Source organism: Streptomyces sp. NPDC001108 (genome assembly GCF_053598535.1).
Map to the genome: position 1 here is coordinate 51,214 of NZ_JBSFKL010000021.1, position 25,455 is coordinate 76,668.

Here is a 25,455-nt window from a genome sequence, read left to right on the forward strand (position 1 = left end):
GGGGACCATGACGACCGGTACCCAGCCCCCGACCGCCCGCGGACGTTCACGCGTCCGCACCTACCTCCCCCTCGCCGTCGCCGCCTGGGCGGTACTGGAGATCTGGCTGCTCACCGTCGTGGCCGACGCGGCGGGCGGGTTCACCGTGCTGCTGCTCCTGGCGGCGGGCATCGTCTTCGGTGCCGCGGTGATCAAGCGGGCCGGCCGCCGGGCCTTCCGCAACCTCACCGAGACGCTCCAGCGGATGCCGGGGCAGCCCGGCGCCGCGCCGGAGCAGGCCGAGACTCCCGCCGACAGCCGGGGCAACGGCTTCCTGATGCTCGGCGGGCTGCTCCTGATGATCCCCGGGATCGTCTCCGACGTGGCGGGGCTCGCCCTGCTGGTCCCGGCGGTCCGTACCCGGCTCGGCCGGTACGCGGAGCGGTCGCTGGAGCGCCGGATGCGCGCCGCGAGCCCCGGCAGCTTCTCCGACGCCTTCCAGCAGGCGCGCATTCACCGCCCGGACGGAAAGGTCGTGCAGGGTGAGGTCATCCGGCCGGACGGCGGGCAGCAGGCCCCGCGCCCCGACGAGGGCCCGCGGCCGCCGCTGACCCCCTGAGACCCGGGAACGCCCGGACGCGACAGAGCCGCGGGCCGTGACACACGATCGGTGTCACGGCCCGCGGCTCTGTCGTACTGAGGTGGTGCGTAAGGGGTCAGGCGGACTTCCTGCTGTCCCTCGGGTGCACGGCGATGTTCATGGCGCCGGAACGCAGCACCGCCAGCCGCTCGGCGAGTACTTCCTCGAGCTCCTCGCGGGTGCGCCGCTCCATGAGCATGTCCCAGTGCGTACGCGCAGGCTTGCCCTTCTTCTCCTCGGGGCCGTCCCCGTCCACCAGGAGTGCCATGGCGCCGCACGCCTTGCACTCCCACTCCGGCGGAATCTCCGCCTCTACCGAGAACGGCATCTCGAATCGATGTCCGTTCTGGCATGCGTACTCCACCGCCTGGCGCGGGGCCAGATCGATGCCGCGGTCCGTCTCGTAGCTGGTAACCACGAGTCGCGTGCCGCGGAGAGCTCGCTCACTCATGAATCGTGCCTCCCGGGCTTGTCGCCCACAGGACAGGTGTCGCTGTCGTCGTCATCCGGTCAACGTCCGGTCGGCGGCAAAGATTCCCGTTGCCGGTCATGCGTCGCCCGTCGTGCCGCTGCTTCTTAAGGTTTCCCAGGGTTCCAAGTACCCAGCAATGCCCGGATTGTCACATCTGGTGGAAGTTGTCACCCAACGGTTCTGTCTCTTCCACGCGCAGTAACGGTCCTCCGGGCAGGCCAAAGGCGTACACTACCGGCCTTTCACTTCAACGTCTAAATCCGTTCCGGTACGGGATTGCCCGCGGCGGCCACCGCCCTGCGCACCGGCACCCTCGCGAGCAGCGCGGCACCGACCACGAAGAAGATCACCAACGAGATGATCGCGTCCCGGTAGCTGCCGGTCAGCTGGAAGGCGAGCCCGAACACCAGCGGCCCCAGCCAGCTCAGCCCGCGGTCGCTCATCTCGTACGCGGAGAAGTACTCGGCCTCCTTGCCGCGCGGCACCAGGTGCGAGAAGAGCGAGCGCGAGAGCGCCTGGCTGCCGCCCAGCACCATGCCGATCGCCGCGGCCAGGGCGTAGAAGTAGGCCGGTGCCCCGGAGGGGAGGAAGTACCCGGCGACGAGGATCAGCGTCCAGACCACGAGCGAGCCGAGGATCGTGCGCTTCGCGCCGTACGAGCGGGCCAGCCGCCCCATCCCCAGCGCCCCGGCCACCGCCAGCACCTGCACCAGCAGCACCGCCGTGATCAGCGTGGTCTGGTCGAGCCCCAGCTCCTCCGAGCCGTACACCGACGCCTGGGAGATCACCGTCTGCACACCGTCGTTGTAGACCAGGTACGCCAGCAGGAAGGAGAGCGTCAGCGGATGGCGGCGCATGTCGCGCAGAGTGGCCAGCAGCTGCTTCCACCCCGAGCCGACCGCCCCCTCGCCGTTCGCCGCCACGCCCCGGTCGCGCAGCCGGCGCAGCGGTACCAGCGTGAAGGCGCCCCACCAGAGACCGGCCGAGGCGAGGCAGATCCGCACCGAGTCGGACTCCGACAGGCCGAAGGAGTCGTGGCCCGTGTACAGGACCAGGTTCAGCACCAGGACCAGCGCGCCCGAGGTGTAGCCGAAGGCCCAGCCGCGCGAGGAGACCCGGTCCCGCTCGTCGGGCTCGGCGATCTGCGGCAGGTACGCGTTGTACAGCACCATCGACACCGAGATCGCCGCGTTCGCGACGATCAGCAGGAACGCGCCCAGCAGGTAGCGGTGGCCGTCCAGGAAGAACATGCCGGTGGTCGCGGCGGCCCCGGTGTAGGCGGCGACCGCCAGCAGCGGCTTCTTGCGCCCCGTACGGTCGGCCGCGGCGCCCGCGATCGGCATGACGATCACGGCGAGCACGACCGAGACCGATACCGCGTACGCGAACAGCGAACCGGCCCGGACCGGAATGCCGAGCGGGTGCACGTACCCCTCGGCGTCCGCGGCGGCCTTGGCGATCGAGGTCAGATAGGGCCCGATGAAGACCGTCAGCACGCTCGTCGAATAGACGGAGCACGCGAAGTCGTAGAAATACCAGCCGCGCTGTTCGCGTCTGCGGCCCGCGGCCGCCTCCGCGTCCGGGCCCGCCGGTCCAGTGGTTTCCGCGGTCTCGGTGCTCAAGCCGCACCCCCTCGTATCGCCCCGTGAGGACCCCGCACGGCAGGCATCAGGCCCAGGCCCCCCGCTCGCTCAGCACCGTGCGCAGTGTCTCGATGTGATCGGTCATGATGCCATCCACGCCGAGGTCCAGGAGGGCTGCCATCCGTTCCGGTTCGTTCACCGTCCAGACGTGCACCTGGAGGCCGCGCGCGTGCGCCTCGCGCACGAAGCGGCGGTCGACCACCCGGATGCCGCTCTGGCTCTCCGGCACCTGCGCGCAGACCGCCCCGGCCCGCAGCGCCGCCGGTATCCCGTACGAGCGCAGCCGCAGGGCGAGCACGCCCCGGACGCCGTAGGAGGTGGCGAGGCGGGGGCCCGCCAGCCGGTGCGCACTGGCGACCCGCGCCTCGGAGAAGGAGCCCACGCACACCCGGTCCCAGGCGTTCGTCCGGCGGATCAGCCCGATCAGCGGCTCCAGCGCGGAGGCGGCCTTGAGATCGACGTTCCAGCGGGCGTCCGGGAACGTCTCCAGCAGCTCCTCGAAGAGCGGCAGCGGCTCCCGGCCCGCCACCCTGGCCCGCCGCACCTCGCTCCACGGAAGCTCGGCGATCCGGCCGCGGGCGTCGGTGACCCGGTCCAGCGTGGTGTCGTGGAAGGCCACCAGCCGGCCGTCCGACGTGGTGTGCACATCGGTCTCGAAGTAGCGGTACCCGGCGTCGGAGGCCCGGCGGAACGCCTCGGTGGTGTTCTCGATCCCGTCCGCCGCACCGCCCCGGTGGGCGAAGGGGATCGTCGTGGGATGGTCCAGATAGGGGTGGCGTACTGAGGTCACCGCGGAAGTATGGCCTGCCCGGGTGTCGGCGGGGTGAGGCAGGTGCCGCCGTCGCCCGGCGCGGGAGCGGCGGGAGTCTCCCCGACGGGCTCACCGGCCGGGTCCTCCTCCTCGTCGGCGGGCTCCCGGTCGTCCGCGAAGATCCGCAGGAAGAACTGGGCGAGCGGGCCGATGGCCAGGGCGTACAGCACCGTGCCGACGCCGAGCGAACCGCCGAGCAGGAAGCCGCTCACGACCACCGCGACCTCGATCAGCGTCCGCATCAGCCGGATGGAGCGGCCGGTCCGCAGGTGCAGCCCGGTCATCAGCCCGTCGCGGGGGCCCGGCCCGAACCGTGCCGCGATGTACAGCCCGGTCGCGACACCGTTGAGCACGACCCCCGCGACCAGCACCGCGATCCGGGCGGCCGGGCCGTGCAGGGCGGGGACGAACGCGAGCGTGCCGTCCATCGCGAGGCCGACCGCGAAGACGTTGGAGACGGTGCCGAGCCCGGGCCGCTGGCGCAGCGGTATCCACAGCAGCAGCACCACGGCACCGACGACGATCGAGACGACCCCGATGGACAGCCCGGTGCGCCCGGCGAGCCCCTGGTGCAGCACGCCCCAGGGCTCCAGCCCCAGACCGGCCCGGACCAGGAGCGCGGAGCTGGCCCCGTACAGCGCGAGACCGGCGTAGAGCTGGAGCAGCCGACGGGTGAGACGCGCCCCGCGAGGGGCGGAGGCGGTGGACAAGTGGTACCCCCTGATGTGGTGGCGGCGGACTGCCGCATGTCACTCTGTGGCAGGGGATTGGCCGCCAACCATGGCCAATCCGAGGAAGGTGGACTGATTTCCATGGCCGAGTGGACTTCGGCGGTCGGGGCGGCCCAGCTGGCCCGACAGCTCCAGGCACAGCAGCCCCGGCCCGCCGGGCCGGGCACCCGCCGCCCGCCCGCCTACCGGGCGCTGGCCGACGGGGTCCGCCTGCTCGTACTGGAGGGCCGGGTGCCCGTCGCCGCCCGGCTCCCCGCCGAGCGCGAGCTGGCCCTCGCCCTCTCCGTGAGCCGCACCACCGTCGCCGCCGCCTACGAGACGCTGCGCACCGAGGGGTTCCTGGAGTCCCGCCGCGGGGCCGGGAGCTGGACGGCGGTGCCCGCGGGCAATCCGCTGCCCGCGCGGGGTCTGGAACCGCTGCCCCCGGAGTCCCTCGGCTCCCTGATCGACCTGGGCTGCGCAGCGCTGCCCGCCCCCGAGCCGTGGCTGACCCGGGCCGTGCAGGGCGCCATCGAGGAACTGCCGCCGTACGCCCACACCCACGGCGACTACCCGGCCGGGCTGCCCGCGCTGCGGCAGATGATCGCCGAGCGGTACAGCGCGCGCGGGGTGCCGACCATGCCCGAACAGATCATGGTCACCACCGGTGCCATGGGGGCCATCGACGCGATCTGCCATCTCTTCGCGGGGCGCGGCGAGCGGATCGCGGTGGAGTCCCCGAGCTACGCCAACATCCTCCAGCTGATGCGGGAGGCGGGTGCCCGGCTTGTCCCGGTGGCGATGGAGGAGGGGCTCGGCGGCTGGGACCTGAACCGCTGGCGGCAGGTCCTGCGGGAGGCGGCGCCGCGCCTCGCCTACGTCGTCGCCGACTTCCACAACCCGACCGGCGCCCTGGCCGACGAGGACCGGCGGCGCGGCCTGGTCGACGCGGCCCGCTCGGCCGGGACGGTCCTGGTCGTGGACGAGACCATGAACGAACTCCGCCTCGATCCCGACGTGAGCATGCCGCGCCGGGTCTGCGCCTTCGACCCGGCTGGCTCCACCGTGATCACGGTCGGATCGGCGAGCAAGGCGTTCTGGGCGGGGCTGCGGATCGGCTGGGTGCGCGCCGCCCCGGACGTGATCCGCAGCCTGGTCGCCGCCCGCGCCTACGCCGACATGGGCACGCCCGTCCTCGAACAGCTCGCCCTGAACTGGCTGATGCGCACCGGGGGCTGGGAGGAGGCCGTGCGGCTGCGGCGGGAGCAGGCGCGGGAGAACCGGGACGCGCTGGTCGCCGCGGTCCGCCGGGAGCTGCCCGACTGGGAGTTCGCCGTCCCGAGCGGCGGCCTGACGCTCTGGGTGCGCACCGGCGGGCTCTCCGGGTCGCGGCTGGCGGTGGCCGGGGAGCAGGTCGGCGTCCGGGTCCCGTCCGGCCCGCGGTTCGGTGTCGACGGCGCCTTCGAGGGGTACGTGCGGCTGCCGTTCACGGTCGCGGGGCCGGTGGCGGACGAGGCGGCGGTCCGGCTCGCGGCGGCGGCCCGGCTGGTCGGCTCGGGGACGGGCGCGGGGGCCGAGGCGCCGCGCACGTACGTCGCCTGACCGGGCGCGGCGCCCCGTCCGTCAGTCGGTGACCGCCAGGTTGTCGACGGTCACCGCGCGCGGCAGCAGGGGTTCCGGGACGCCGGTCGGTTCCGGGGCGGCGGGCTGCTCCGCCCCGGCCGCCGCGACCGCGTCCCGCCGCCCGGGGAGCAGCCCGAGCACCGCCTGCCGGTGTGCCTCGTCGGCCGTCTCGTCGTACGGGTCGGGGGTGGCCGGGACCTGGAGGCGCAGTACCGGACCGGTGCCGAGGCGCGCGTAGCCCCGGCCGGGCGGGCTCTCGGGGGCGGGGGTGGTGTCCGGCTCGGCGCCGAGCACCGCCGCCACCTCCTCGCGGGAGCAGCGGCCGAGCACGACCCGGGCCCGCGCCTGCCTGCGGATGCCCTCGCCGAGGGCGTCCAGGCTGTCGAACTGGTCGGCCAGGACCACGGTGACGCCGGTCGCCCTGCCGTGCCGCAGTGGCGCCTGGAGCAGTTCGAGGGGGTCGGGGCGGCCGCCCGTGGCGGTGGTCAGCCGGCAGAGGAGGCCGGGCCGGTCCAGCAGGATCCACAGCGGGCGCCGGATGTCGTCGGGCAGGGGCCGGCCGGCCTGACGGGCCCGGCTCGCGGCGATCAGCCGCCGTTCCGTCTCGTGGGCGGCCCACTCCAGGGCCGTCAGCGCGCCGCCGGGTTCGCACTCCACGGCCAGTACGCCGTCCCGCCCGGTCAGACAGGCGTACTCGCCGGTCGCGGTGGCCTCGACGACCAGGACGTCGCCGTGCTGGAGCGCCTGGAGGGCGAGGGAGCGGAGCAGGGTCGTGGTGCCGCTGCCGGGCTGCCCGACCACCAGGAGATGCGGTTCGGTGGAGCGGGCGCCGGTCCGCCAGACGACCGGCGGGGCGTCCCGGGTGAGGTCGCCGTCGTGCACCGGGACCGTGCGCTGCACGGCCTCGCCGTCGGTGAAGCCCAGCACGGTCTCGCCGGGGGCGGTGACGAAGCGCTGGGCGCCGATGGAGGTGGGCAGGGCGCCGAGCACGGTCATGAGGAGCTGGTTGCCCTCCTCGTCCCAGGTGAAGCGGTACTCCCGGCTGCGGCCGGACTTGGCGTGCAGGAGCTGTTCGATCCGGGCCCGGGAGGCGGCCTCCCCGTCGGTGAAGCAGGCGGGGTACGTCACCCGGAGCCGGGTCGGCCGTCCGTCGCCGTCGAAGGCGTGGTCGCCGAAGACCTTCGTCCAGTCCCCGCCGTGCGCGTACAGGGGGGCGGGGTCGTCGGGGACGCCGAAGTACGGCACGAGCGCCTCGTACAGGGAGCGCAGCCGTGCGGTCTCCGCCTCGTCGGGCCCGGTCCTCTCCTCGGTCCGCTCCCGTCCCTTCCAGGCCGCGGCGCCCATCACCGTCACCAGGGCGATCAGCCCGCCGAACGGCATGACCGCCAGGGCGAACAGGCAGACCGCGACCGTGAACAGCGCGGGGCCGCGCCTGTCCTTGGGGGTCGCGGCCCACCTCTGCCGTCCGGCCGCGGCCAGCAGCCGCAGGCCGCGGGTGATCGTGATCAGCGGCTGGAGGATGTCCGTGGCGTTGTCGGCGGCCGTGCGCGCGATCTCCCGGCTGCGGGTGATCGAGGCGCTGCCGCTGCTCAGAATGCGGGGGAGTGGTCGCCGGGCCACGTCGGCCTCCTGAAGGGGGTGGGAGCGGTCGCGGGGGTCAGAACTTGATCCCGCCCAGCAGGCCGGCGAGGCTGGCGCCGCCCGCGGTGATGCTCGGTGCGATGGCGGTGCCCGCCAGGTAGAAGCCGAACAGGGCGGTGACGAGGGCGTGTGATGCCTTGAGTCCGTCCTTCCTGAAGAAGAGGAAGACGATGATGCCGAGGATGACAACGCCTGACATGGACAGGATCATGAGTGGTTCTCCTGGTTGGGGGGACGGTCACCATGAGTCCTTCCAGGTTCACCGGAAGTATCTATATGACAAAAGCTGCATTCGGGTGAAAAGTAATTGTTTTCACTGAACTGGTCCTCCGTGGGGTCCGCCGTGGCGGAATGTCCGGTGGCGGGTGCGGCACCGTCCGTGATCCTTTGCCAGGGACGGCCCGGGTCGCGCGACCCGGGCGGGCAGTACCCTGTCGGTTCACTCGTACGGCCCCGTGGCGTACGTTCCGGCAGGCCGGCAGCGGTGCGGAAAGAGAAGAGAGAAAGGCGGCCCGTGCGATGAGCGAAACCCCCGACCCCGAGGTGGTCGAACTGGCGACGAAGGTCTTCGACCTCGCCCGCCGGGGCGAGACGGACGCGCTCGCCGCGTACGTCGACGCGGGCGTCCCCGCGAACCTCACCAACGACCGGGGCGACTCGCTGCTGATGCTCGCCGCCTACCACGGCCACGCCGCCGCCGTCACGGCGCTCGTCGAACGCGGCGCCGACCCGGGCCGGGCCAACGACCGGGGGCAGACGCCGCTCGCCGGCGCCGTCTTCAAGGGCGAGGACGCGGTGATCGACGCCCTGCTCGCCGCGGGTGCCGATCCGGCCGCCGGAACCCCCTCCGCCGTCGACACCGCGCGCATGTTCGGCAAGGCCGACCTGCTGGAACGCTTCGGTGCCCACTGACCGGGTACGCGGTAAATGTGGTCGCGGTGGCGAAATGGCTTGGGTCATCATGACGTCGCGGGCCCGGCTCCGGGCCACCGACGAGAGGCAGAGGGAAATGGTCTACAGCAGGCGGAAGACGAAGGTCGGACGAGCATGTCGCTGCGCGGCGTAGTGCCCACCCGGCACTTGGAACGGCACAGTCCCGGTCGCGTCGACAGCTTGATGTGAGGCATTTTCCATGTTTGATCCGTTCATAGCGCCGAGCGGCACCCTGCTCGGTCTGCTGCAGAGGGGCCGCGGCGACGGCACGCTCCACGCGCTCGCCGCCCCGCGCCCGGAGGCCCTGGCGGCCCTCAACCACTGCGTCCTGAGCGATCCGCGCCACGACTGGCAGGTGGAGAACCGCTCCCTCTACTACGCACGCCTCTACCTCGACCTCGACGGAGGCATCGAGGAGATCGAGCGCCACCTGTGCGATCCCGACGACCACCTCGACACCGACGACTCGCGCACCGGGCTCGCCCTCGCCGTCCTCGGCCACCTCGCCGCGTACGGCCGCGACGACGCCCTGGCCCTGCTGCGGCGCTACGCGGCGACCGGCTCGAACTGGGCCTGGGCCCTGGACGAGCTGGCCCTGCGCGACGACGACGCGGGGCTCCGCAGCCTCGCCGTGCCCGTGCTCGGCCGCTTCCCGGAGACCCCCGAGGGCGCCGCCGAACTGGCCTCGGTGGTGCGTGACGCCTACGAGCCCCGCCCCTGGCGGCTCTGGGCGGACGACCCGCGCGAGGAGGTCGGCGCCCGGGTCCGGGCCGCGTCGGAGCAGGGCTCGTTCGACCGCTGGCAGCGCCAGATGCGGCCGGGCGGGCCCCGCCCCGGCTGGAGCGTGCGGGCCGTCCTCGACTGGGCCCAGCAGGGGCTCGAACGCGGCAGCGTCCTCCACGCGCCCGCCGCCCGCTGCCTCACCGCCGTCGCCGGGCCCGAGGACCGGCCCGCGATCGTCGAGGCCGCCCGCAGCGGCCCCGACGGCGCCCGCGGCGCCGCGCTGCACTACCTGGCGGAGGCCCGGGACCCGGCCGTGCTCGACCTGATCGAGGCCGCCGCGGTCTCCGCCTCGCGCACCGTCGCCGACGCGGCCGTCGCCGCCTTCGAGCGGATGTGCGGCGACGCGGCGGTGGAGCGCGCCCGGAGCTGGGCCCGGCGGCCCGACGCCCTCGGCGCCTCCGCGACCGGAGTCCTCGCCTGCCGGGGCGGTGCCCAGGACGCGAAGGTGGTCCTCGCCGCCCTCCGTGAGGCGGTGCGCGGCGCGGGACCGGACGAGCCCCGCCTCTGGACGCTCGTGGACGGCGCCGGGCGGCTGGAGATCGCCTGCGCCGCCCCAGTGCTCCGGCACATCTACCGCGAGACCTCCTCCTCGCACCTGCGCGGCCGGACGGCCCGCGCCCTGGCCGCCACCGACCCCTCCTTCGCCACCGGCTTCGCCGTCGAATGCCTCTGGGACTGCGAGGAGACCACCCGGGAGGTCGCCGCGCTCCACGCGGAGACCGGTGACATCAGGGTCGCCGAGCGGCTGCGCCGCCTCGCCGCCGACCCCGCCGAGGAGGCCGAGGTGCAGACGGCGGTCCGCAGCCGGATCGGCCCCGACGCCCCGGCGGTCTGACCGGGGCACCCGCAGCGACGCGCGTCGGGGGGCGCGCGGCGCACAGCACGGCCGGCCCACCGGCCCCGTACCCCTTCCGCCCCCGCCCTCTTGGCCGTCGGCCGCGCCGCGCGCCAGTATGGGGGGATGACCGGAGGCTGGGAGTTCTGGATCGACCGGGGCGGCACCTTCACCGACGTCGTCGGCCGGGCCCCCGACGGACACCTGGTCACCCGCAAGCTGCTCTCCCACGACCCCGGGCGCCGCCGCGACGCCGCCGTGGCCGGGATCCGGACCGTACTCGGCCTCCGTCCCGACGAACCCGTCCCCGCCGACCGGATCGCCGCCGTACGGATCGGCACCACCGTCGCCACCAACGCCCTGCTGGAACGGCACGGCGAACCCACCGCCCTGGTCGTCACCGAGGGCTTCCGGGACGCCCTGCGCATCGCCTACCAGAACCGGCCCCGCCTCTTCGACCGGCACATCGTGCTCCCCGAGGACATCTACGAACGGGTGATCGAGGTCCCCGAGCGGATCGACGCCCACGGACGGACCGTCACCCCCCTGGACCGGACGGCCGTCACCGAGCGGCTGCGCGCCGCCCACGCCGCCGGACTGCGCAGCGCCGCCGTCGTCCTGATGCACGGCTACCGCCATCCCGGGCACGAGCGGGCCGTGGCCGACGCCGCCCGCGAGGCGGGCTTCACCCAGGTCAGCTGCTCGCACGAGGTGAGCCCGCTGATCAAACTCGTACCGCGCGGCGACACCACCGTCGTCGACGCCTACCTCTCGCCGATCCTGCGCCGCTACGTCGACGAGATCGCCGGTGAACTCGACGGCATCCGGCTGCTGTTCATGCAGTCCAACGGCGGCCTGCGCGAAGCCGCCCGCTTCCGCGGCAAGGACGCCGTGCTCTCCGGCCCCGCCGGCGGCGTGGTCGGCATGGCCCGCACCTCCGAACAGGCCGGGTACGACCGGGTCATCGGCTTCGACATGGGCGGCACCTCCACCGACGTGTCCCACTACGCGGGCACGTTCGAACGCGAACTCGGCACCCAGGTCGCCGGGGTGCGGATGCGCGCCCCGATGATGAGCATCCACACCGTCGCGGCCGGCGGCGGCTCCGTCCTCCACTTCGACGGCCGCCGCCAGCGGGTCGGCCCCGACTCGGCGGGCGCCGTCCCCGGCCCGGCCTGCTACCGCCGCGGCGGCCCGCTCACCGTCACCGACGCCAATGTGCTGCTCGGCCGGGTGCAGCCCGGCTACTTCCCGGCCGTCTTCGGCCCCGGCGGCGACCTCCCGATCGACGCCGACCTGGTCCGCGAACGCTTCGAGACCCTCGCCGAGGACATCGCCCGCGCCACCGGCACCCGGCACACGGCCGCCGAGACCGCCGCCGGATTCCTGGAGATCGCCGTCCTCAACATGGCGAACGCGGTCAAGAAGATCTCCGTGCAGCGCGGACACGACATCACCCGGTACGCCCTGACCGGCTTCGGCGGCGCGGGCGGCCAGCACGTCTGCGCCGTCGCCGACTCCCTGGGCATCGACACCGTGCTCGTACCACCGCTCGCCGGGGTGCTGTCCGCGTACGGCATCGGCCTCGCCGACGCCACCGCGATGCGCGAGCGGTCGGTGGAGGCGGAGCTGACCCCGGCGACCGAGGCCGAGGTCCGGGAGGTCTGCGCGGAACTGGCCGCCGCCACCCGCGCCGACCTGCGCGCCGACTCCGTGCCCGACCACGCGATCAGCACCCGCGCCCGGGTCCTGCTGCGCTACGCCGGTACGGACTCGGGCCTCCCCGTCGACCTGGACACCGCGTCCGTCATGGCCGCCGCCTTCACCGCCGAGCACCGCGCCCGCTACGCCTTCACCATGGACAAGCCCCTGATCGTCGAGGCCGTGACGGTCGAGGCGACCGGCGACGCGGGCCGCCCCGCAGCGCCCCCGGCCGGCCCCCCGCCCCGGACCCGTACCGCCCCCCGCCCGCACGACACCGTCCGGATGCACGCCGAGGGCCGCTGGCAGGACACCCCGCTCCACCTGCGGGCGGAGCTCCGCCCCACCGACACCGTGACCGGCCCCGCCGTCATCGCCGAGGCGGACGCCACCACCGTCGTCGACCCCGGCTGGCAGGCCGCCGCCACCGGCACCGGGCACCTGCTGCTGGCCCGGGCCCGCCCGCGCCCGGACCGCACCGCCGTCGGCACCCGGGTCGACCCCGTCCTGCTGGAGGTCTTCAACAACCTCTTCATGTCGATCGCCGAGCAGATGGGCGTGCGCCTGGAGAACACCGCCCACTCCGTCAACATCAAGGAACGGCTCGACTTCTCCTGCGCCCTGTTCGACGCGGACGGCAACCTGATCGCCAACGCCCCGCACATCCCCGTCCACCTCGGCTCGATGGGGGAGTCCATCAAGGAGGTGCTGCGGCGCAACAGGGGCACCATGCGCCCCGGCGACGCCTACGCCGTCAACGACCCCTACCACGGCGGCACCCATCTGCCGGACGTCACGGTGGTCACCCCGGTCTTCGGCCCGGACGACGGCGAACACCCGCGCTTCCTGGTCGCCTCCCGGGGCCACCACGCCGAGATCGGCGGCATCACCCCCGGCTCCATGCCCGCCTTCAGCCGCACCGTCGACGAGGAGGGCGTGCTGTTCGACAACTGGCTGCTGGTACGCGACGGCAGGTTCCGCGAGGACGAGACCCGCGCACTGCTCACCGGCGCCAGGTACCCCTCCCGCGACCCGGAGACCAACCTCGCCGACCTGCGCGCCCAGATCGCCGCCAACGAGAAGGGCATCGCCGAACTCCGCCGCATGACCGACCAGTTCGGCCCCGACGTGGTCGCCGCGTACATGGGACACGTGCAGGACAACGCCGAGGAGTCCGTCCGCCGGATCATCGCCGGCCTCCACGACGGCGCCTACCGCTACGAGACCGACAACGGCGCGGTCATCGCGGTCTCCCTCACCGTCGACCGGGAGGCCCGCGGCGCGGTCGTCGACTTCACCGGCACCTCGCCCCAGCAGCCCGGCAACTTCAACGCGCCGCGCTCCGTGGTCATGGCGGCCGTGCTCTACGTCTTCCGCACCCTGGTCGCCGAGGACATCCCGCTCAACAGCGGCTGCCTGAAACCCCTGGAGATCAGGATCCCGGAGGGCTCCATGCTGTCCCCGGCCCACCCGGCGGCCACCGTCGCGGGCAACGTGGAGACCTCCCAGGCCGTCACCGGGGCCCTGTACGGTGCCCTCGGCATACAGGCCGAGGGCTCGGGCACCATGAACAACCTCACCTTCGGCAACGAACACGTCCAGTACTACGAGACCGTCGCCAGCGGCTCGGGCGCGGGCGACGGCTTCGACGGCACCGACGCCGTACAGACCCACATGACCAACTCCCGCCTCACCGACCCCGAGATCCTCGAATGGCGCTACCCCGTCCTGCTGGAGAGCTTCCGGATCCGCGGCGGCAGCGGCGGCCGGGGGCTCCGGCACGGCGGCCGGGGCGTGGAGCGCCGGCTCCGCTTCCTGGCACCCGTCACCGCCACCCTGCTCTGCGGCCACCGCCGGGTCCCGCCGTACGGCATGGCGGGCGGCGGACCGGGCGCGCTCGGCGAACAGCACGTCGAACACCCCGACGGACGGCCCGACACCCCCCTGCACGGCTGCGACACCGCCGAACTGGAGCCGGGCGACGTCCTGGTGCTGCGCACCCCCGGCGGCGGGGGCTACGGAGCCGCGCCGGAGGCGCCCCGGCAGGAGGACGACGGCCGTCCCGGCAGCGCGTAAAATATGGCCGGTGTCTCGCGCGCGGGTCGCTTCTGCGCCGTTTCGACCGTTGTCGGTGCGAGGACCTAATCTGTCCACCGTGACTTCGCCTGCCTACACGGACAACGCCGCGCCCCAGCCCGGCGCGGGGCCGCGGCCCGCCCCGGGCCCGGCCGCCGACGAGGGGCTCTCGCGGCGGCTGCGCGCCCTCGCCTGCACGGCGCCGCTGCACGACCTCGACGTCCGCAAGGCGAACCTGGCCGGTGAGTACACGGTCTACGCGATGGCCGAGGTGGCCCTCGCCGCGATCGACCTGGTCACCCTCAACATGGACTTCGACACCGGGGCCGACCACGACCAGATAGTGACCAGACTGCTCCCGCGCGTCGCCGCCCAGGCCCCGCACCGCCCGGCGGCCGAGCACGAGCGCGTCGCGCGCTGGGTGCTGGAGAACCTGATCAACGTCGGCAGCGTGGACCGCGGATTCCGCGCGGTCTACGGCACCTTCGGCCCCGACGGGGTCTACGTCCGCCGCGACTACGACTTCAAGCTGATCGAGGAGGTCCCCGGCCACGGCGGCACGGTCTACCTCCGCGCCACCGACGAGGCGGTCAACGTCCTGGTCGGCGCCCTCGACACGGACGTCACCAGCGCCCAGATCGCCGCCGAGGTCAAGCTGGAGGTCCTCATCAGCCGGGGCCGCCTCGCCGACGCCCAGCTCGCCGCCGAGCAGGCCCGCTACCGCACCGTCCAGTACGCGGAGACCCTCCGCAAGACCCTGGAGGCCACCCGGCGCAACGTCCGCGCCGTCGACTGGCTCAACGCCGTGCCCGACATGATCGCCGAGGCGCTGGACCACGTGGCCGACCGCTACCGCCACGAGAACGCGATCCTCACCAACATCCGCAAGGCGCGCGACGAGGCGGAGGAGCCCGAGCACAAGCGCCGCGCCGCCGAACTGGTCGACATCGTCAAGGACTGCATCCGCCGCCACACCCAGCTCCAGTCCCGCCTCCTGGAGGCCGGACCGCTCTTCCGCGCCGAGCAGGACCGGCAGGCCTTCGCCACCCCCGCCGCCCGCACCGGGCTCGACCTGTACGGCCAGCTGGTCGCCCCGCTCCTGCCGCTCCCCGTCGAGCGGGCGATCCGCGTCACCGACGCCTTCTTCGCCCACGGCACCGGTCTGCGTACCCCCGTCTCGGTGCGGGTGGGCGACCTGGTCGAGATGCTGCTCACCCCGCCCCTGGAGCGGGAGCACCTGGGCGTGGAGATGCCCGAGCCCGACCTGATCGCCACCCCCGACGACAGCAGATTCAGCGAGGAGCAGCTCGCCGCCGCCATGGAGCTGCTGGACCTGGAGCACGACGCCCCGCGCCGCCTGTCCGGTCTCCTCGCCGAGGCCCGGCGCCGCGACGACGACCTGCCCTACCTGGTCGCCCTGCTCGCGGTGCACGCCGCGAGCCCGCCGGTCGGCACCGCCTACCGCCAGGGAGAGCGGCGGCTGCTGTTCTCCGTCGACGACGGCACCCCCCTCGACGACCCCGAGTTCGGCGGCGCCGACCTGATCGTGGGCACGGCCCTGCTGGACGCGGCCGGGATGGCCGCGGACCGCTCGGAGGCGTCATGACCGCCGCACCGCCCCGCGCCCCCCACCCCGTACCGAAGTGTTTCCGCAACAAGGAGCGACAGCCGTGAGCGAGCACCGCGCACCGCACGACGACGCGTGGAGCGAGCAGGCCACCGCGTACCCCGTCGAGGGCCCCGCCGAACAGCCCGGCCCCACCGCCGCACCCCCCGTCACCCCGGCCGACGCGGCCGACGCCGCCCGGCTCGTCGCCTTCGGCCTCCAGCCCAAGCTGCTGCCCGCCCGCGACGCCGAGTACGCCGAACTGCTCCGCCGCTACCGGGACGAGCCCGCCTTCGCCCGGCTCGCCGACGCGGTGGCGACCGGGCTCGGCCTGGTCGTCCTGGAGGTCTCCACCCGCGCCGGCATGGCCGTGACCGCCGCCGAGGACTCCGTCTTCGCCGTCCGCATGGGCGACTACGCCCGCCGCGCCTCCTCCGACTCCGCCGACCGCTTCCTGCACGGGCTCGCCCACCTCGCCGTCGCCGCGATGGCCTTCCCCCGCCCCGAGGACCTCGCCGACGACGCGTACATCGGCCGGATCACGGTCAACGGCGTCGACTCCTTCGTCCGCCAGGCCTGCCACCGCCTGGAGGAACGCGCCGCCGAGCACGGCGACAACACCGACCCCGCCACCGACGCCCCCGGGCTGGAGGCGGCCTGGCGGATCTACGCCCGCCGCAGCTCCACCGGCGCCACGAAGGACGCCCGACGGCTGGCCGGCTCCACCACCGGCATCGTCGGCAAGGCCGTCGCCTTCCTCACCGACTCCGGCTTCCTCCAGCGCACCGGGGACGACGCCGGAGGCGCCTTCCGCACCACCGCCCGCTACCAGCTCCAGGTCCGCGACATGGCCGGCTCCGCCGCCATGGCCGAACTGCTGGAGCTCGGCGTCGTCCCGGTCACCGACGGCACCGCGACGCTGCTCCCGCCGCCCGGCGCCGACGACCTGGAGCTGGCCGCCGACGCCGGCCTGCCCTTCCACGCCTGACCGGGCACCCCACCGCTTCCCTTCTGCCTGCCGCTGTCTGAACGACGAGAGTCCGCCGCCATGTACGAGCTGTCCCGGGTCCGCCTCTACTCCATCGGGCCTGCCGGTGCACGCTATGCCGATACCGTGCTCGACCTGCGCGGAGTGGGCGAACCCGTGCCCAACCCCGCACCGGCCCAGGCGGAGTTCTTCGAGGAGGAGCCGGTCGGCCCGCCGCGCCGCCCCGCCCCCGCCGGCGTGCTCTTCCTGGAGAACGGCGGCGGCAAGTCGGTGCTGCTGAAGCTGATCTTCTCGGTGATGCTCCCCGGCCACCGCAACACCCTCGGCGGCGCCAGCTCCGGCGTGCTGCGCAAGTTCCTCCTCGCCGACGACTGCGGGCACGTCGCCCTGGAGTGGCAGCACACCCTCACCGGGGAGTGCGTGGTCGTCGGCAAGGTCAGCGAATGGCGTGGCCGCCAGGTCTCCAACGACCCCCGGAAGTTCGCCGAGGCCTGGTACTCCTTCCGCCCCGGCCCCGGCCTCGGCCTGGACTCCCTGCCGGTCGCCGAGGCCACCTCCGTACGCCCGTCCGCCGAAGGCACCTCCGGCGCGCGCGGCAGGCGCCGCACGATGAAGGGCTTCCGCGACGCCCTCACCGAGGCGGGCAAGTTCTACCAGCACCTCGACGTGCACTGGGAAGAGATCCACGACCGCTGGAACGAACACCTCGGCGACCTCGGCCTCGACCCCGAACTCTTCCGCTACCAGCGCGAGATGAACGCCGACGAGGGCGAGGCGGCCGGACTCTTCGCGGTCAAGAAGGACTCCGACTTCACCGATCTGCTGCTGCGCGCCGTCACCGACACCCGCGACACCGACGGCCTCGCCGACCTGGTCAGCGGCTTCGGCAACAAGCTGGGCCGCCGCGCCGAGCTGACCGCCGAACGCGACTTCACCGCGGGCTCCGTCGACCTCCTCGGCCGGATCGTGGAGGCCGCACGGACCCGCTCCCGCACCCGCGACATCCACGCGGGCGCCGAACGCCGCACCCGTACGCTCGCCCGCAGGCTCTCCGCCCGCGCCGTGGAGGAACGCGGCCGCACCGCCGAGCTCGCCCAGCAGGTCACCGCCGCCGCGCACACCGTGACCACCGCCGAGCGGGACCGCGGCCGCAGCGCCCTGATCGCCGCCGAACTGGCCTACCGGCACGCCTCCCTGGCCCTGACCGCCGCCGAGAAGGGCGCCGCCGCCCAGCGCCGCGAACTGACCGACGCCCGCACCCTGCACTCCGCCTGGCAGGCCGCCGAGGCGGTGCTCCGCCACCGCGCCGCCGCCGACCGCTCCGCCCGGGTCGCCGTCGCCATCCGCGAGGCCGAACGGGACGCCGCGCCCGCCCTCGCCGCCCGGGCCACGGCCGCCGCAGACCTCGTCCAGGCCCTGCACACCGCCGCCGAGGCGGGCGAGACCCTCGCCAACGAGGAGGAGGAGCGCTCCGCCACCCTCCAGACCGAGGGCGAGCGGGCCCACCGCGACGCCACTACCGCCGCCACCGAGGCCCAGCGCGCCCGCAGCGAGGCCGGGCACCTGCGCCAGCGCCTCGCCGAGGTCGAGCAGGAGACCGCCCAGGCGGTACGGGCCGGCTGGCTCGACGACACCGCACCGGACGCCGACCCGGCCCGGGCCGCCCTCGCCGCGAGCGACGCCGAGACCTCGGCCGTCGCCGCCTGGGACACCGCCCGGGAAGCCGCCCGCGCCGCCGCCGACACGGCCCGGGAGGCGGCCGCCGCCGAGAGCCGCGCCGAACTCGCCGCCGCCCGCGCCGCCGACGCCGCCCACGCCGCGGAACAGGCCTACGGGGCCGAGCTCAGGACCGCCGAGTCGATCGCCGCCGACCCCCGGCTGGCCGACCTGCTCGGACTCCCCGCGCACCCCGGCACCGGCGTCCCCCGGCCCCGCAGCGGCGCGGGCGGCCCGGAGCCGGACGCCCGGCACGGCACCGGCACCGACCGGCGCCCCGCCGGAGAACCGGCCGGCGGCCCCGTCGAGCCGGACGGCACGGCCCCGGCCGCACCGGGCACCGGAACCGGCACCGCCGTCGCCGAGCAGACCACCGGCCGGGAACGGCCCCTCACCGCCCAGGAGCTGGACCGGAGCGCCGACGAACTGCGCGAGCTGCTCGACCGGTCCATCACCGCCGCCGAACGCCGCCTCTTCGAGCTGCGCACCGCCGCCGCCGACGACTCCCGCATCCTCGGTGCGCTCGGCGACGGCGGACTGCTGCCCCCGTCGCCCGACGTCCTCGCCACCGTCGAGTACCTCGGCGAACACGGCATCCCCGCCCTGCCCGGCTGGCGCTACCTCGCCCAGGCCGTCGACCCCGCCGACCACGCGGCCGTCCTCGCCGCCCGCCCCGAGCTGGTCGACGGCGTGGTCATCACCGACCCCGACTCGCACGCCCGGGCCCGCGAGGTGCTGAGCGGAGCCGCGCTGCTGCCGCGCTCCGCGGTCGCCGTCGGCACCGCCGCCGCGCTGCTCGCCCCCGTCCCGGCCGCCGGTACCGGCCCGGGCGCGGACACCGAGGGCGTGTTCCTGGTCCCGCCGAACCCGGCGATGCACGACGAGCACGCGGCCGACGAGGAACGGCAGGCCCTCAGGAGCCGTGCCGCCGCCCGCGACGAGGACATCCGCGCCCTCGCGGCCCGACTCGCGGGGGACCGCACCCTGGCCGCCCGGATCGGCTCCTGGCGGGCCGACTGCCCGCCCGGCACGCTCGCCGAGCTCGCCGAGGCCGCCCGCACCGCCCGTACCCTCGCCGGGACCGCCGAGGCCGAGCTGGCCGAGGCCCGTACGGTGCGCGCCGAGGCGGACGAGGCGGCCGCCGACACCGCCCGGGTCCGCGAGGAGCGCCAGGAGACCGCCCAGCGCGCCCGCCGCACCGCCGACGCCCTCGCCGGTCTCGCGCACCGGCTCCGCGAACGGGCGGGCTGGCAGCTCAAGCTCCGTGAACTCACCGACGAGGCCGCCGAGTCCGAGGCCCGCGCCGCCACCTTCCTGGAGCGCGCCCGCGCCGCCGACGAGGACCGTCGCGCCGCCCAGCGCGCCGCCGACGACGCCCGCCGCACCGCCCGCGCCCTGCGCGCCGAGCGGGCGGAGATCGCCGGCGCCCCCGAGCAGCTCCCGGAGCCCGACGGCGACCGCCCGCGCCCCGCCCTGCCCGCACTGCGCGAGGCGTACCGGGCCGCCTCCCAGCTGTACGAGAAGGTCGGCGTCGGCGCCGACCTCCGCGCCGAGCAGGCCCGCGCGGAGAGCGACGAGAGCGCCGCCCTCGCCGAGCTCGACCGGCTCACCAACAAGGTCCGCACCCGCGCCGCCCAGCTCCTCGAATCCACCGACGGCGCGGACGGCCCCTCCCGGCAGGCCGCCGCCGCCCGCGCCGAATCCCTCGTCCAGCTCCTGGAGACCAGGGCCTCCACGGCGAGCGAGCAGCTCGGCCGGCTCCGTGGCGAGGCCGAGCGGCTCGCCCCGGCCGACGGCGAGCCCCACCACACCGAACTCCCCGAGGAGCTCGTCCCCGCCGACGCCGAGCAGGCCCAGACCCTGCTGCGCACCGCCACCGCCGAACTCGCCGCCGCCACCGCGACCCTGGACACCGCCCGCGCCGCCCACGCCGAGCTGCTCCACGCCCACCGCACCGCCGAGGACTCGGCGGGCGGCTTCGACGAGACGGCGGCCCTCCTGCGCGACCTGCTCAGGGACCACGGCACGGAGGACGACCCCGAGGCCCCCGAGCCCTACCCCGGCAGCCTCGGCGAGGCCCGGCAGTCCGCCGCCGAGGCCCGGCGCTCGCTGCGCGGCTGTGCCGCCGACCTGTCCGCCGCCGAGAGCGCCGTACGGGAGGCGGGCGACGTCCTCGTACGCCACGCCAACGCCACCCGTTACGAGCAGGTACGCACCCCCGCCCGGCAGCAGATCCGCGAGCTGCCCGCCTCGGCGCTGCCCGAGCACGCCGAGAAGTGGGCCGCCGCCTTCGCCCCCCGGCTCCGGGTGCTCACCGACGAACTGGCCCAGCTGGAACGCAACCGCGACTCCATCGTCGACCGGCTCCGCGGCCTCGTGGAGTCCGCCCTCACCACTCTCCGCTCGGCCCAGCGCCTCTCCCGGCTCCCCGAGGGCCTGGGGGAGTGGTCCGGCCAGGAGTTCCTCCGTATCCGCTTCGAGGAACCCGACCAGGCGACGCTCACCGAGCGGCTCGGTGAGGTCGTCGACGAGGCGACCCGGGCCGCGCTGAGGAAGAACTCCGACCTGCGCCGGGACGGCATGTCCCTGCTGCTGCGCGGCGTGCAGGCCGCCCTGGAGCCCAGGGGCGTCGCCGTGGAGATCCTCAAGCCGGACGCGGTGCTGCGCGCCGAGCGCGTACCGGTCGGGCAGATGGGCGACGTCTTCTCCGGCGGTCAGCTGCTCACCGCGGCCATCGCCCTCTACTGCACGATGGCCGCGCTGCGCAGCAACGACCGGGGCCGCGACCGGCACCAGCACCGCCACGCGGGCACCCTGTTCCTGGACAATCCGATCGGCCGCGCCAACGCCACCTACCTGCTGGAGCTCCAGCGCGCGGTGGCGGACGCCCTGGGCGTGCAGCTGCTGTACACGACGGGGCTCTTCGACACCACCGCGCTCGCCGAGTTCCCGCTGGTCATCCGGTTGCGCAACGACGCCGACCTGAGGGCCGGGCTGAAGTACATCAGCGTGGAGGAGCATCTGCGCCCCGGCCTGCCGCAGCAGGACCCGAACGGCGGGACGGTGCACGGCGAGATCACCGCCACCCGGATGTTCAAGCGGGCCGCCCCCGCCGATCCCGGCGGCGCGTAGGCCGCGCTCGGCGGTGAGCGGCGCTCAGGCCCCGGAGAGGCTCTCCGTGCCCCGGCGGCGTATCCGGGCCTCGTCCCGCTGCGCCGCCCGCGCCGCCCGCCGTGCCCGGCGCCGCTCACGGCGCAGCCTCCGTGCCGAGCTGCTCGGCACGGAGACCACGCCGTTGCGCTGGTTCCAGACCTGCCGGGTCACCCAGACGTCCAGCACCGACCAGGTCGCGACCACGGTGCTGGCCACACCGCTGAGCACCATCGGGAAGGCCAGCCAGGACTCGGTCAGCGTGCACAGGAACGCCACCATGGCCTGAATGATCGTCAGCGACATGATGAGCACGGCACGCACCGCGGAGCCGCGCACCGGGTCGGGCATCCGCCACCGGGTCGCCGGCTCCTCCACCCACAGCTGGCGCGGGACCCTCGCCCCGCCCGCACCCGCCGCCCCGGCCGGTGCCGACGACACCGCGCCGCGACGCTCTTCCGTTTCCAAGGACTCTCAACTCCCCACCACTGTCCGACTTCAGGGCTGCCGACCGGACCGCGCCACGACCTGTGAGCGCGGTGGACCGCTCCGCCCGCGGAGCCCCGTCCCCCGACGCGCGCCCGGCGGCCCGGACGGTCCGGCTCCGGTCATGGTCCCGCAGAACGGGCCCCGACACTCCTCGTGTTACCCCTGCCCCGTACAGAGAGACGAGTGAGTGGCGGTGAAGATTCCCCCAAGTCGGAGCGAAGCGAATAATTCCAGCCAACTGCTCTGTCGGTCGGGATCAGGCCATGGAGGGCTTCTTCTGCCGCTTTCGCGAATTTCATCGCTCGCGATATCAGGACAACCTGCGATCGGGCCCGGATAGCGCGGCTGAAAATAGTCCGGACGACCCTTCGAGTTGTTACTCCGTCGGTAGTAGGCTCGCGCCGTTTGTTGACGAAACACGACCCCCGCCCCGCGGGGTCGAGCTGGGGGAGTCCATGCGCTTTCGCGGGAAGTCCATCCGCAGGAAGATCGTGGCGCTGCTGCTGGTGCCGCTCGTCTCTCTCACCGGGCTCTGGGGATTCGCCACCTATCTGACGGGACGCGAGGCCCGTCACCTCATGGGCGCGAGCGCGATCGTGGAGAAGGTCGGCCACCCGCTGGAGGACACCGTCCGCGCGATCCAGGACGAGCGCCGCCAGACGCTGGTCTTCCTCGCCGACCCCAGGGCCTCCAACGCCCTTCCCCTGCTGCAGCGCCAACGCGCGGCCACCGACAAGGTCCTGGCCGGTGTCAAGAACGGCGCCCGGCAGAAGGACATCCGAAAAGAGCTCAGCGCGGAGGACGACGCACAGCTGAGCTCGATCCTCGCGACGGTCGAAGGACTGGGCGCCCTGCGCGAATCGGTCGACCAGCGGACCATCGACCGCGCCAAGGCCATGGAGTTCTACGGCCGCTTCATCGACCCCTGCTACCGCTTCCTCACCGGACTCCGCACGATGGAGAACGTGTCGATGGACAAGCAGGTCCGGGCGCTGGCCGGAATTTCCCGGGCCCGTGAAATGCTTTCCCGCGAGGACGCCCTGGTCGCGTCGTCACTGATCGCCGGGCGGCTCACCGCCGACGAACTGCGCCAGGTCTCCGACCTGGTGGCCAACCGCAAGCTGCTCTACGAGATCAACGTGGACGCGCTGCCCGCCTCGGAACGCCAGAGCGTGGAGCAGTACTGGGCGAGCCCGGACAGCGAGCCGCTGCGGACGGCGGAGAAGGTCCTCGTGGAGGAGGGAGCCACCGAGGACCCCCGTGCCGTCGACGCCGAGCGCTGGCAGGAGGCGGCCTCCCCTGTCCTGGACCGGCTGGCCGCCGACTCCACGGAGATGAACGTCCGGTTCCAGGAACGCGGCAGGCCCGCCGGGTACGGCATCCTGATCAAGGCCGGGGTCGCCGGTGTCCTCGGGTTCCTCGCCCTGGTCGGCTCGGTCTTCGTCTCCGTACGCATCGGCCGCGAGCTGATCCGCGACCTCTCCCGCCTCCGCAAGGACGCCCACGAGGTGTCCGGCGTACGGCTGCCGAGCGTGATGCGCCGGCTCGCCGCCGGGGAGCAGGTCGACGTCGAGACGGAGGCCCCGCACCTCCAGTACGAGCGGGACGAGATCGGACAGGTCGGCCAGGCCCTCAACACCCTGCAACGGGCCGCCGTCGAAGCGGCCGTCAAGCAGGCGGACATGCGGCGCGGCGTCTCCGAGGTCTTCGTCAACCTCGCCCGCCGCAACCAGGTCCTGCTGCACCGGCAGCTGACCCTCCTGGACGCCATGGAGCGCCGCACCGAGAACACCGACGAACTCGCCGACCTCTTCCGCCTCGACCACCTCACCACGCGCATGCGCCGCCATGCCGAGGGCCTGGTGATCCTCTCCGGCGCCGCCCCCTCCCGGCAGTGGCGCAAGCCGATCCAGCTCATGGACGTGGTGCGCGCCGCGGTCGCCGAGGTCGAGGACTACGAGCGGATCGAGGTCCGCCGGCTGGACCGCATCGGCGTGGGCGGCCCGGCCGTCGCCGACCTCACCCATCTGATCGCCGAACTCCTGGAGAACGCCACCGTGTTCTCGCCGCCGCACACCGCGGTCCAGGTGCACGGCGAGCGGGTGGCCAACGGCTTCACCCTGGAGATCCACGACCGGGGCCTCGGCATGACGCCCGACGTCCTCCTGGACGCCAACCTCAGGCTCGCCGAGACCCCCGAGTTCGAGCTCTCCGACACCGACCGGCTCGGCCTCTTCGTGGTCAGCCGCCTCGCCCAGCGCCAGAACGTCCGGGTCTCGCTCCAGAAGTCCCCGTACGGAGGCACGACCGCCGTCGTCTTCATCCCGGCGACGCTGCTCACCGAGGCCCCGGAGACCCATGGCACCGGCTTCCGCCTCGACCGCCGGGCCGAACGGGCCGTCGGCGGCGGCTCCGCCGGAGCGCCCCCCGGCGGCGCACCGGACCGCCGGACCACCGGCAGGTCCCCGGGCCTCTCGCCCGTCCCCACCGGCCTGGTCGACCCGGCCCTCCTGGACGGCCCCGTGGAGCTCGAAGGCCCCGTCGACACGCTCGGCTTCGACGACGGCCCCGCGCTCGACCCGCTCCTGGACCCCCTGCTGGGCGGCGCCGACGACCTCGACGGGACCGAGAGCGAGCGCGGCGGCATCTTCCGCGCCCGCGACCTGCGGCGCGAGACCGACCGCGAGCAGCACCAGCAGGCCCCCGAACGGCCGGCCGGAGAGGGGCCCGGCGCCCCGGTGCCGCTGCCCCGCCGCAAGCCCCCGACCCTGGTAGCCGAGAACGGCCGCCGGGTCGACGGACCGGCCCGCTCCCGCCTCGCGACCGCCGACACGGACGGGCGTGCCACCGCCCGCATCCCCCACGACACCGACCGCACCGCCCGCCCGGGAACGGCCACCGAACCCCGGCAGCCCGCCGGCTTCCGGAAACCCGCCGGTACCGCGGACACCCGGGAGACCGTGGGCGGCCTGCCCCGCCGCATCCGGCAGGCCAGCCTCGCCCCGCAGCTCCGGGAGGAAACGGTCGTCCGCGAAGCCGAACCGGACCGGACGGAACCGGACCTGGACTTCGAGCGTGATGCGGAGGAAGTGCGCAGCCGCATGGCTTCGCTCCAGCGCGGCTGGCAACGCGGCCGACGGCAGAACGCCGAGGGCACAGCCGGCCACGGTGACACAGCACAGGGAACCACTCCGGGAGGGGACGGTCGATGACCGCACCGAACGTCGCAGCAACCACCGCCGCACGCCAGGGCTCCGGCCAGCTCAACTGGCTCCTCGACGAGCTCGTCGAGCGCGTCGCCAGCATCCGCAAGGCGCTGGTGCTGTCCAGCGACGGCCTTGCCACCGGCACCTCGAAGGACCTGACCCGCGAGGACAGCGAACACCTGGCGGCCGTCGCGTCCGGGTTCCACAGCCTGGCCAAGGGCGTCGGACGCCACTTCGACGCGGGCCGGGTCCGCCAGACCGTCGTCGAACTCGAAGGGGCGTTCCTCTTCGTCACGGCCGCCGGCGACGGCAGCTGTCTCGCCGTGCTGGCCGACGCGGACTCCGACGTGGGCCTGGTGGCGTACGAGATGACGCTGATGGTCAAGCGCGTCGGCGCCCACCTGGCCAACGCGCCCAGGACGACCGGTCAGTCCGCCGGGGGGTGAGGGGACG

17 protein-coding genes are annotated in these 25,455 nt (G+C 74.2%); 10 read left to right on the top strand and 7 right to left on the bottom strand.

Annotated features, from left to right (window positions below; all coding sequences use genetic code 11):
* Positions 1 to 7: 7 nt before the first annotated feature.
* On the top strand, positions 8 to 598 hold the full coding sequence (fxsA, locus tag ACWC97_RS30855) for an FxsA family membrane protein (protein WP_352280103.1): 591 nt from the start codon (positions 8 to 10) through the stop codon (positions 596 to 598).
* A 97-nt stretch (positions 599 to 695) separates the two neighbouring features.
* Here fxsA and ACWC97_RS30860 read toward each other — a convergent pair whose 3' ends face one another.
* The 4 genes from ACWC97_RS30860 to yczE all read right to left on the bottom strand — a co-directional run bounded on the left by ACWC97_RS30860 (position 696) and on the right by yczE (position 4,255).
* Positions 696 to 1,070, bottom strand: a complete 375-nt coding sequence (locus ACWC97_RS30860; protein WP_007262928.1) for an RNA polymerase-binding protein RbpA — start codon at positions 1,068 to 1,070, stop codon at positions 696 to 698.
* 275 nt (positions 1,071 to 1,345) lie between these two features.
* Complete coding sequence (locus tag ACWC97_RS30865) at positions 1,346 to 2,713, bottom strand: MFS transporter (RefSeq protein ID WP_450652891.1); 1,368 nt, start codon at positions 2,711 to 2,713, stop codon at positions 1,346 to 1,348.
* Between the two features lie 46 nt (positions 2,714 to 2,759).
* Positions 2,760 to 3,524: a glycerophosphodiester phosphodiesterase gene (locus ACWC97_RS30870; protein WP_392281511.1), complete on the bottom strand. Its 765-nt coding sequence runs from the start codon at positions 3,522 to 3,524 to the stop codon at positions 2,760 to 2,762.
* On the bottom strand, positions 3,521 to 4,255 hold the full coding sequence (gene yczE / locus ACWC97_RS30875) for a membrane protein YczE (protein ID WP_450652893.1): 735 nt from the start codon (positions 4,253 to 4,255) through the stop codon (positions 3,521 to 3,523). The genes ACWC97_RS30870 and yczE overlap by 4 nt, the downstream gene beginning before the upstream one ends.
* Before the next feature lie 102 nt (positions 4,256 to 4,357).
* Between yczE and ACWC97_RS30880 the strand changes: the two genes are divergently transcribed.
* Positions 4,358 to 5,857 (top strand): SCO1417 family MocR-like transcription factor, encoded by a 1,500-nt coding sequence (locus ACWC97_RS30880; protein WP_352280107.1) that lies wholly within the window; start codon positions 4,358 to 4,360, stop codon positions 5,855 to 5,857.
* A 21-nt stretch (positions 5,858 to 5,878) separates the two neighbouring features.
* On the opposite strand, the gene ACWC97_RS30885 is transcribed toward ACWC97_RS30880, so the two are convergent.
* Entirely contained in the window at positions 5,879 to 7,498 is a 1,620-nt protein-coding gene (locus tag ACWC97_RS30885) for a hypothetical protein (protein WP_450652895.1), read from the bottom strand.
* A gap of 37 nt (positions 7,499 to 7,535) precedes the next feature.
* A complete protein-coding gene (locus tag ACWC97_RS30890) occupies positions 7,536 to 7,730 on the bottom strand; it encodes a hypothetical protein (protein WP_018103962.1) in 195 nt (64 codons plus the stop codon).
* A gap of 308 nt (positions 7,731 to 8,038) precedes the next feature.
* Between ACWC97_RS30890 and ACWC97_RS30895 the strand changes: the two genes are divergently transcribed.
* From ACWC97_RS30895 to ACWC97_RS30920, 6 genes are all read left to right on the top strand, one after another.
* Entirely contained in the window at positions 8,039 to 8,431 is a 393-nt protein-coding gene (locus tag ACWC97_RS30895; RefSeq protein WP_352280109.1) for an ankyrin repeat domain-containing protein, read from the top strand.
* A gap of 220 nt (positions 8,432 to 8,651) precedes the next feature.
* On the top strand, positions 8,652 to 10,070 hold the full coding sequence (locus tag ACWC97_RS30900; protein ID WP_352280110.1) for a HEAT repeat domain-containing protein: 1,419 nt from the start codon (positions 8,652 to 8,654) through the stop codon (positions 10,068 to 10,070).
* A gap of 126 nt (positions 10,071 to 10,196) precedes the next feature.
* Positions 10,197 to 13,847, top strand: coding sequence for a hydantoinase B/oxoprolinase family protein (locus ACWC97_RS30905; RefSeq protein ID WP_450652898.1), 3,651 nt, complete (start codon positions 10,197 to 10,199; stop codon positions 13,845 to 13,847).
* Positions 13,848 to 13,926: 79 nt separating this feature from the next.
* A complete protein-coding gene (locus ACWC97_RS30910; protein ID WP_352280112.1) occupies positions 13,927 to 15,453 on the top strand; it encodes a hypothetical protein in 1,527 nt (508 codons plus the stop codon).
* A 64-nt stretch (positions 15,454 to 15,517) separates the two neighbouring features.
* Positions 15,518 to 16,441 (top strand): hypothetical protein, encoded by a 924-nt coding sequence (locus tag ACWC97_RS30915; RefSeq protein WP_385211065.1) that lies wholly within the window; start codon positions 15,518 to 15,520, stop codon positions 16,439 to 16,441.
* Positions 16,442 to 16,501: 60 nt separating this feature from the next.
* A complete protein-coding gene (locus ACWC97_RS30920) occupies positions 16,502 to 21,289 on the top strand; it encodes a hypothetical protein (protein ID WP_450652900.1) in 4,788 nt (1,595 codons plus the stop codon).
* 24 nt (positions 21,290 to 21,313) lie between these two features.
* Here ACWC97_RS30920 and ACWC97_RS30925 read toward each other — a convergent pair whose 3' ends face one another.
* Positions 21,314 to 21,775, bottom strand: a complete 462-nt coding sequence (locus ACWC97_RS30925) for a hypothetical protein (RefSeq protein ID WP_385211071.1) — start codon at positions 21,773 to 21,775, stop codon at positions 21,314 to 21,316.
* 476 nt (positions 21,776 to 22,251) lie between these two features.
* On the opposite strand from ACWC97_RS30925, the gene ACWC97_RS30930 reads away from it, so the two are divergent.
* Both ACWC97_RS30930 and ACWC97_RS30935 read left to right on the top strand, forming a co-directional pair.
* Positions 22,252 to 25,008, top strand: coding sequence for a sensor histidine kinase (locus ACWC97_RS30930; protein WP_450652902.1), 2,757 nt, complete (start codon positions 22,252 to 22,254; stop codon positions 25,006 to 25,008).
* Entirely contained in the window at positions 25,005 to 25,448 is a 444-nt protein-coding gene (locus ACWC97_RS30935) for a roadblock/LC7 domain-containing protein (protein ID WP_352280116.1), read from the top strand. The genes ACWC97_RS30930 and ACWC97_RS30935 overlap by 4 nt, the downstream gene beginning before the upstream one ends.
* Positions 25,449 to 25,455 lie beyond the last annotated feature (7 nt).

Excerpts from the sequence above, each read along its gene's own strand:
- fxsA (WP_352280103.1), top strand. The coding sequence starts at position 8 with ATGACGACCGGTACCCAGCCCCCGACCGCCCGCGGACGTTCACGCGTC.
- ACWC97_RS30860 (WP_007262928.1), bottom strand. The coding sequence starts at position 1,070 with ATGAGTGAGCGAGCTCTCCGCGGCACGCGACTCGTGGTTACCAGCTAC.
- ACWC97_RS30880 (WP_352280107.1), top strand. The coding sequence starts at position 4,358 with ATGGCCGAGTGGACTTCGGCGGTCGGGGCGGCCCAGCTGGCCCGACAG.
- ACWC97_RS30890 (WP_018103962.1), bottom strand. The coding sequence starts at position 7,730 with ATGATCCTGTCCATGTCAGGCGTTGTCATCCTCGGCATCATCGTCTTC.
- ACWC97_RS30895 (WP_352280109.1), top strand. The coding sequence starts at position 8,039 with ATGAGCGAAACCCCCGACCCCGAGGTGGTCGAACTGGCGACGAAGGTC.
- ACWC97_RS30900 (WP_352280110.1), top strand. The coding sequence starts at position 8,652 with ATGTTTGATCCGTTCATAGCGCCGAGCGGCACCCTGCTCGGTCTGCTG.
- ACWC97_RS30905 (WP_450652898.1), top strand. The coding sequence starts at position 10,197 with ATGACCGGAGGCTGGGAGTTCTGGATCGACCGGGGCGGCACCTTCACC.
- ACWC97_RS30920 (WP_450652900.1), top strand. The coding sequence starts at position 16,502 with ATGTACGAGCTGTCCCGGGTCCGCCTCTACTCCATCGGGCCTGCCGGT.
- ACWC97_RS30930 (WP_450652902.1), top strand. The coding sequence starts at position 22,252 with ATGCGCTTTCGCGGGAAGTCCATCCGCAGGAAGATCGTGGCGCTGCTG.
- ACWC97_RS30935 (WP_352280116.1), top strand. The coding sequence starts at position 25,005 with ATGACCGCACCGAACGTCGCAGCAACCACCGCCGCACGCCAGGGCTCC.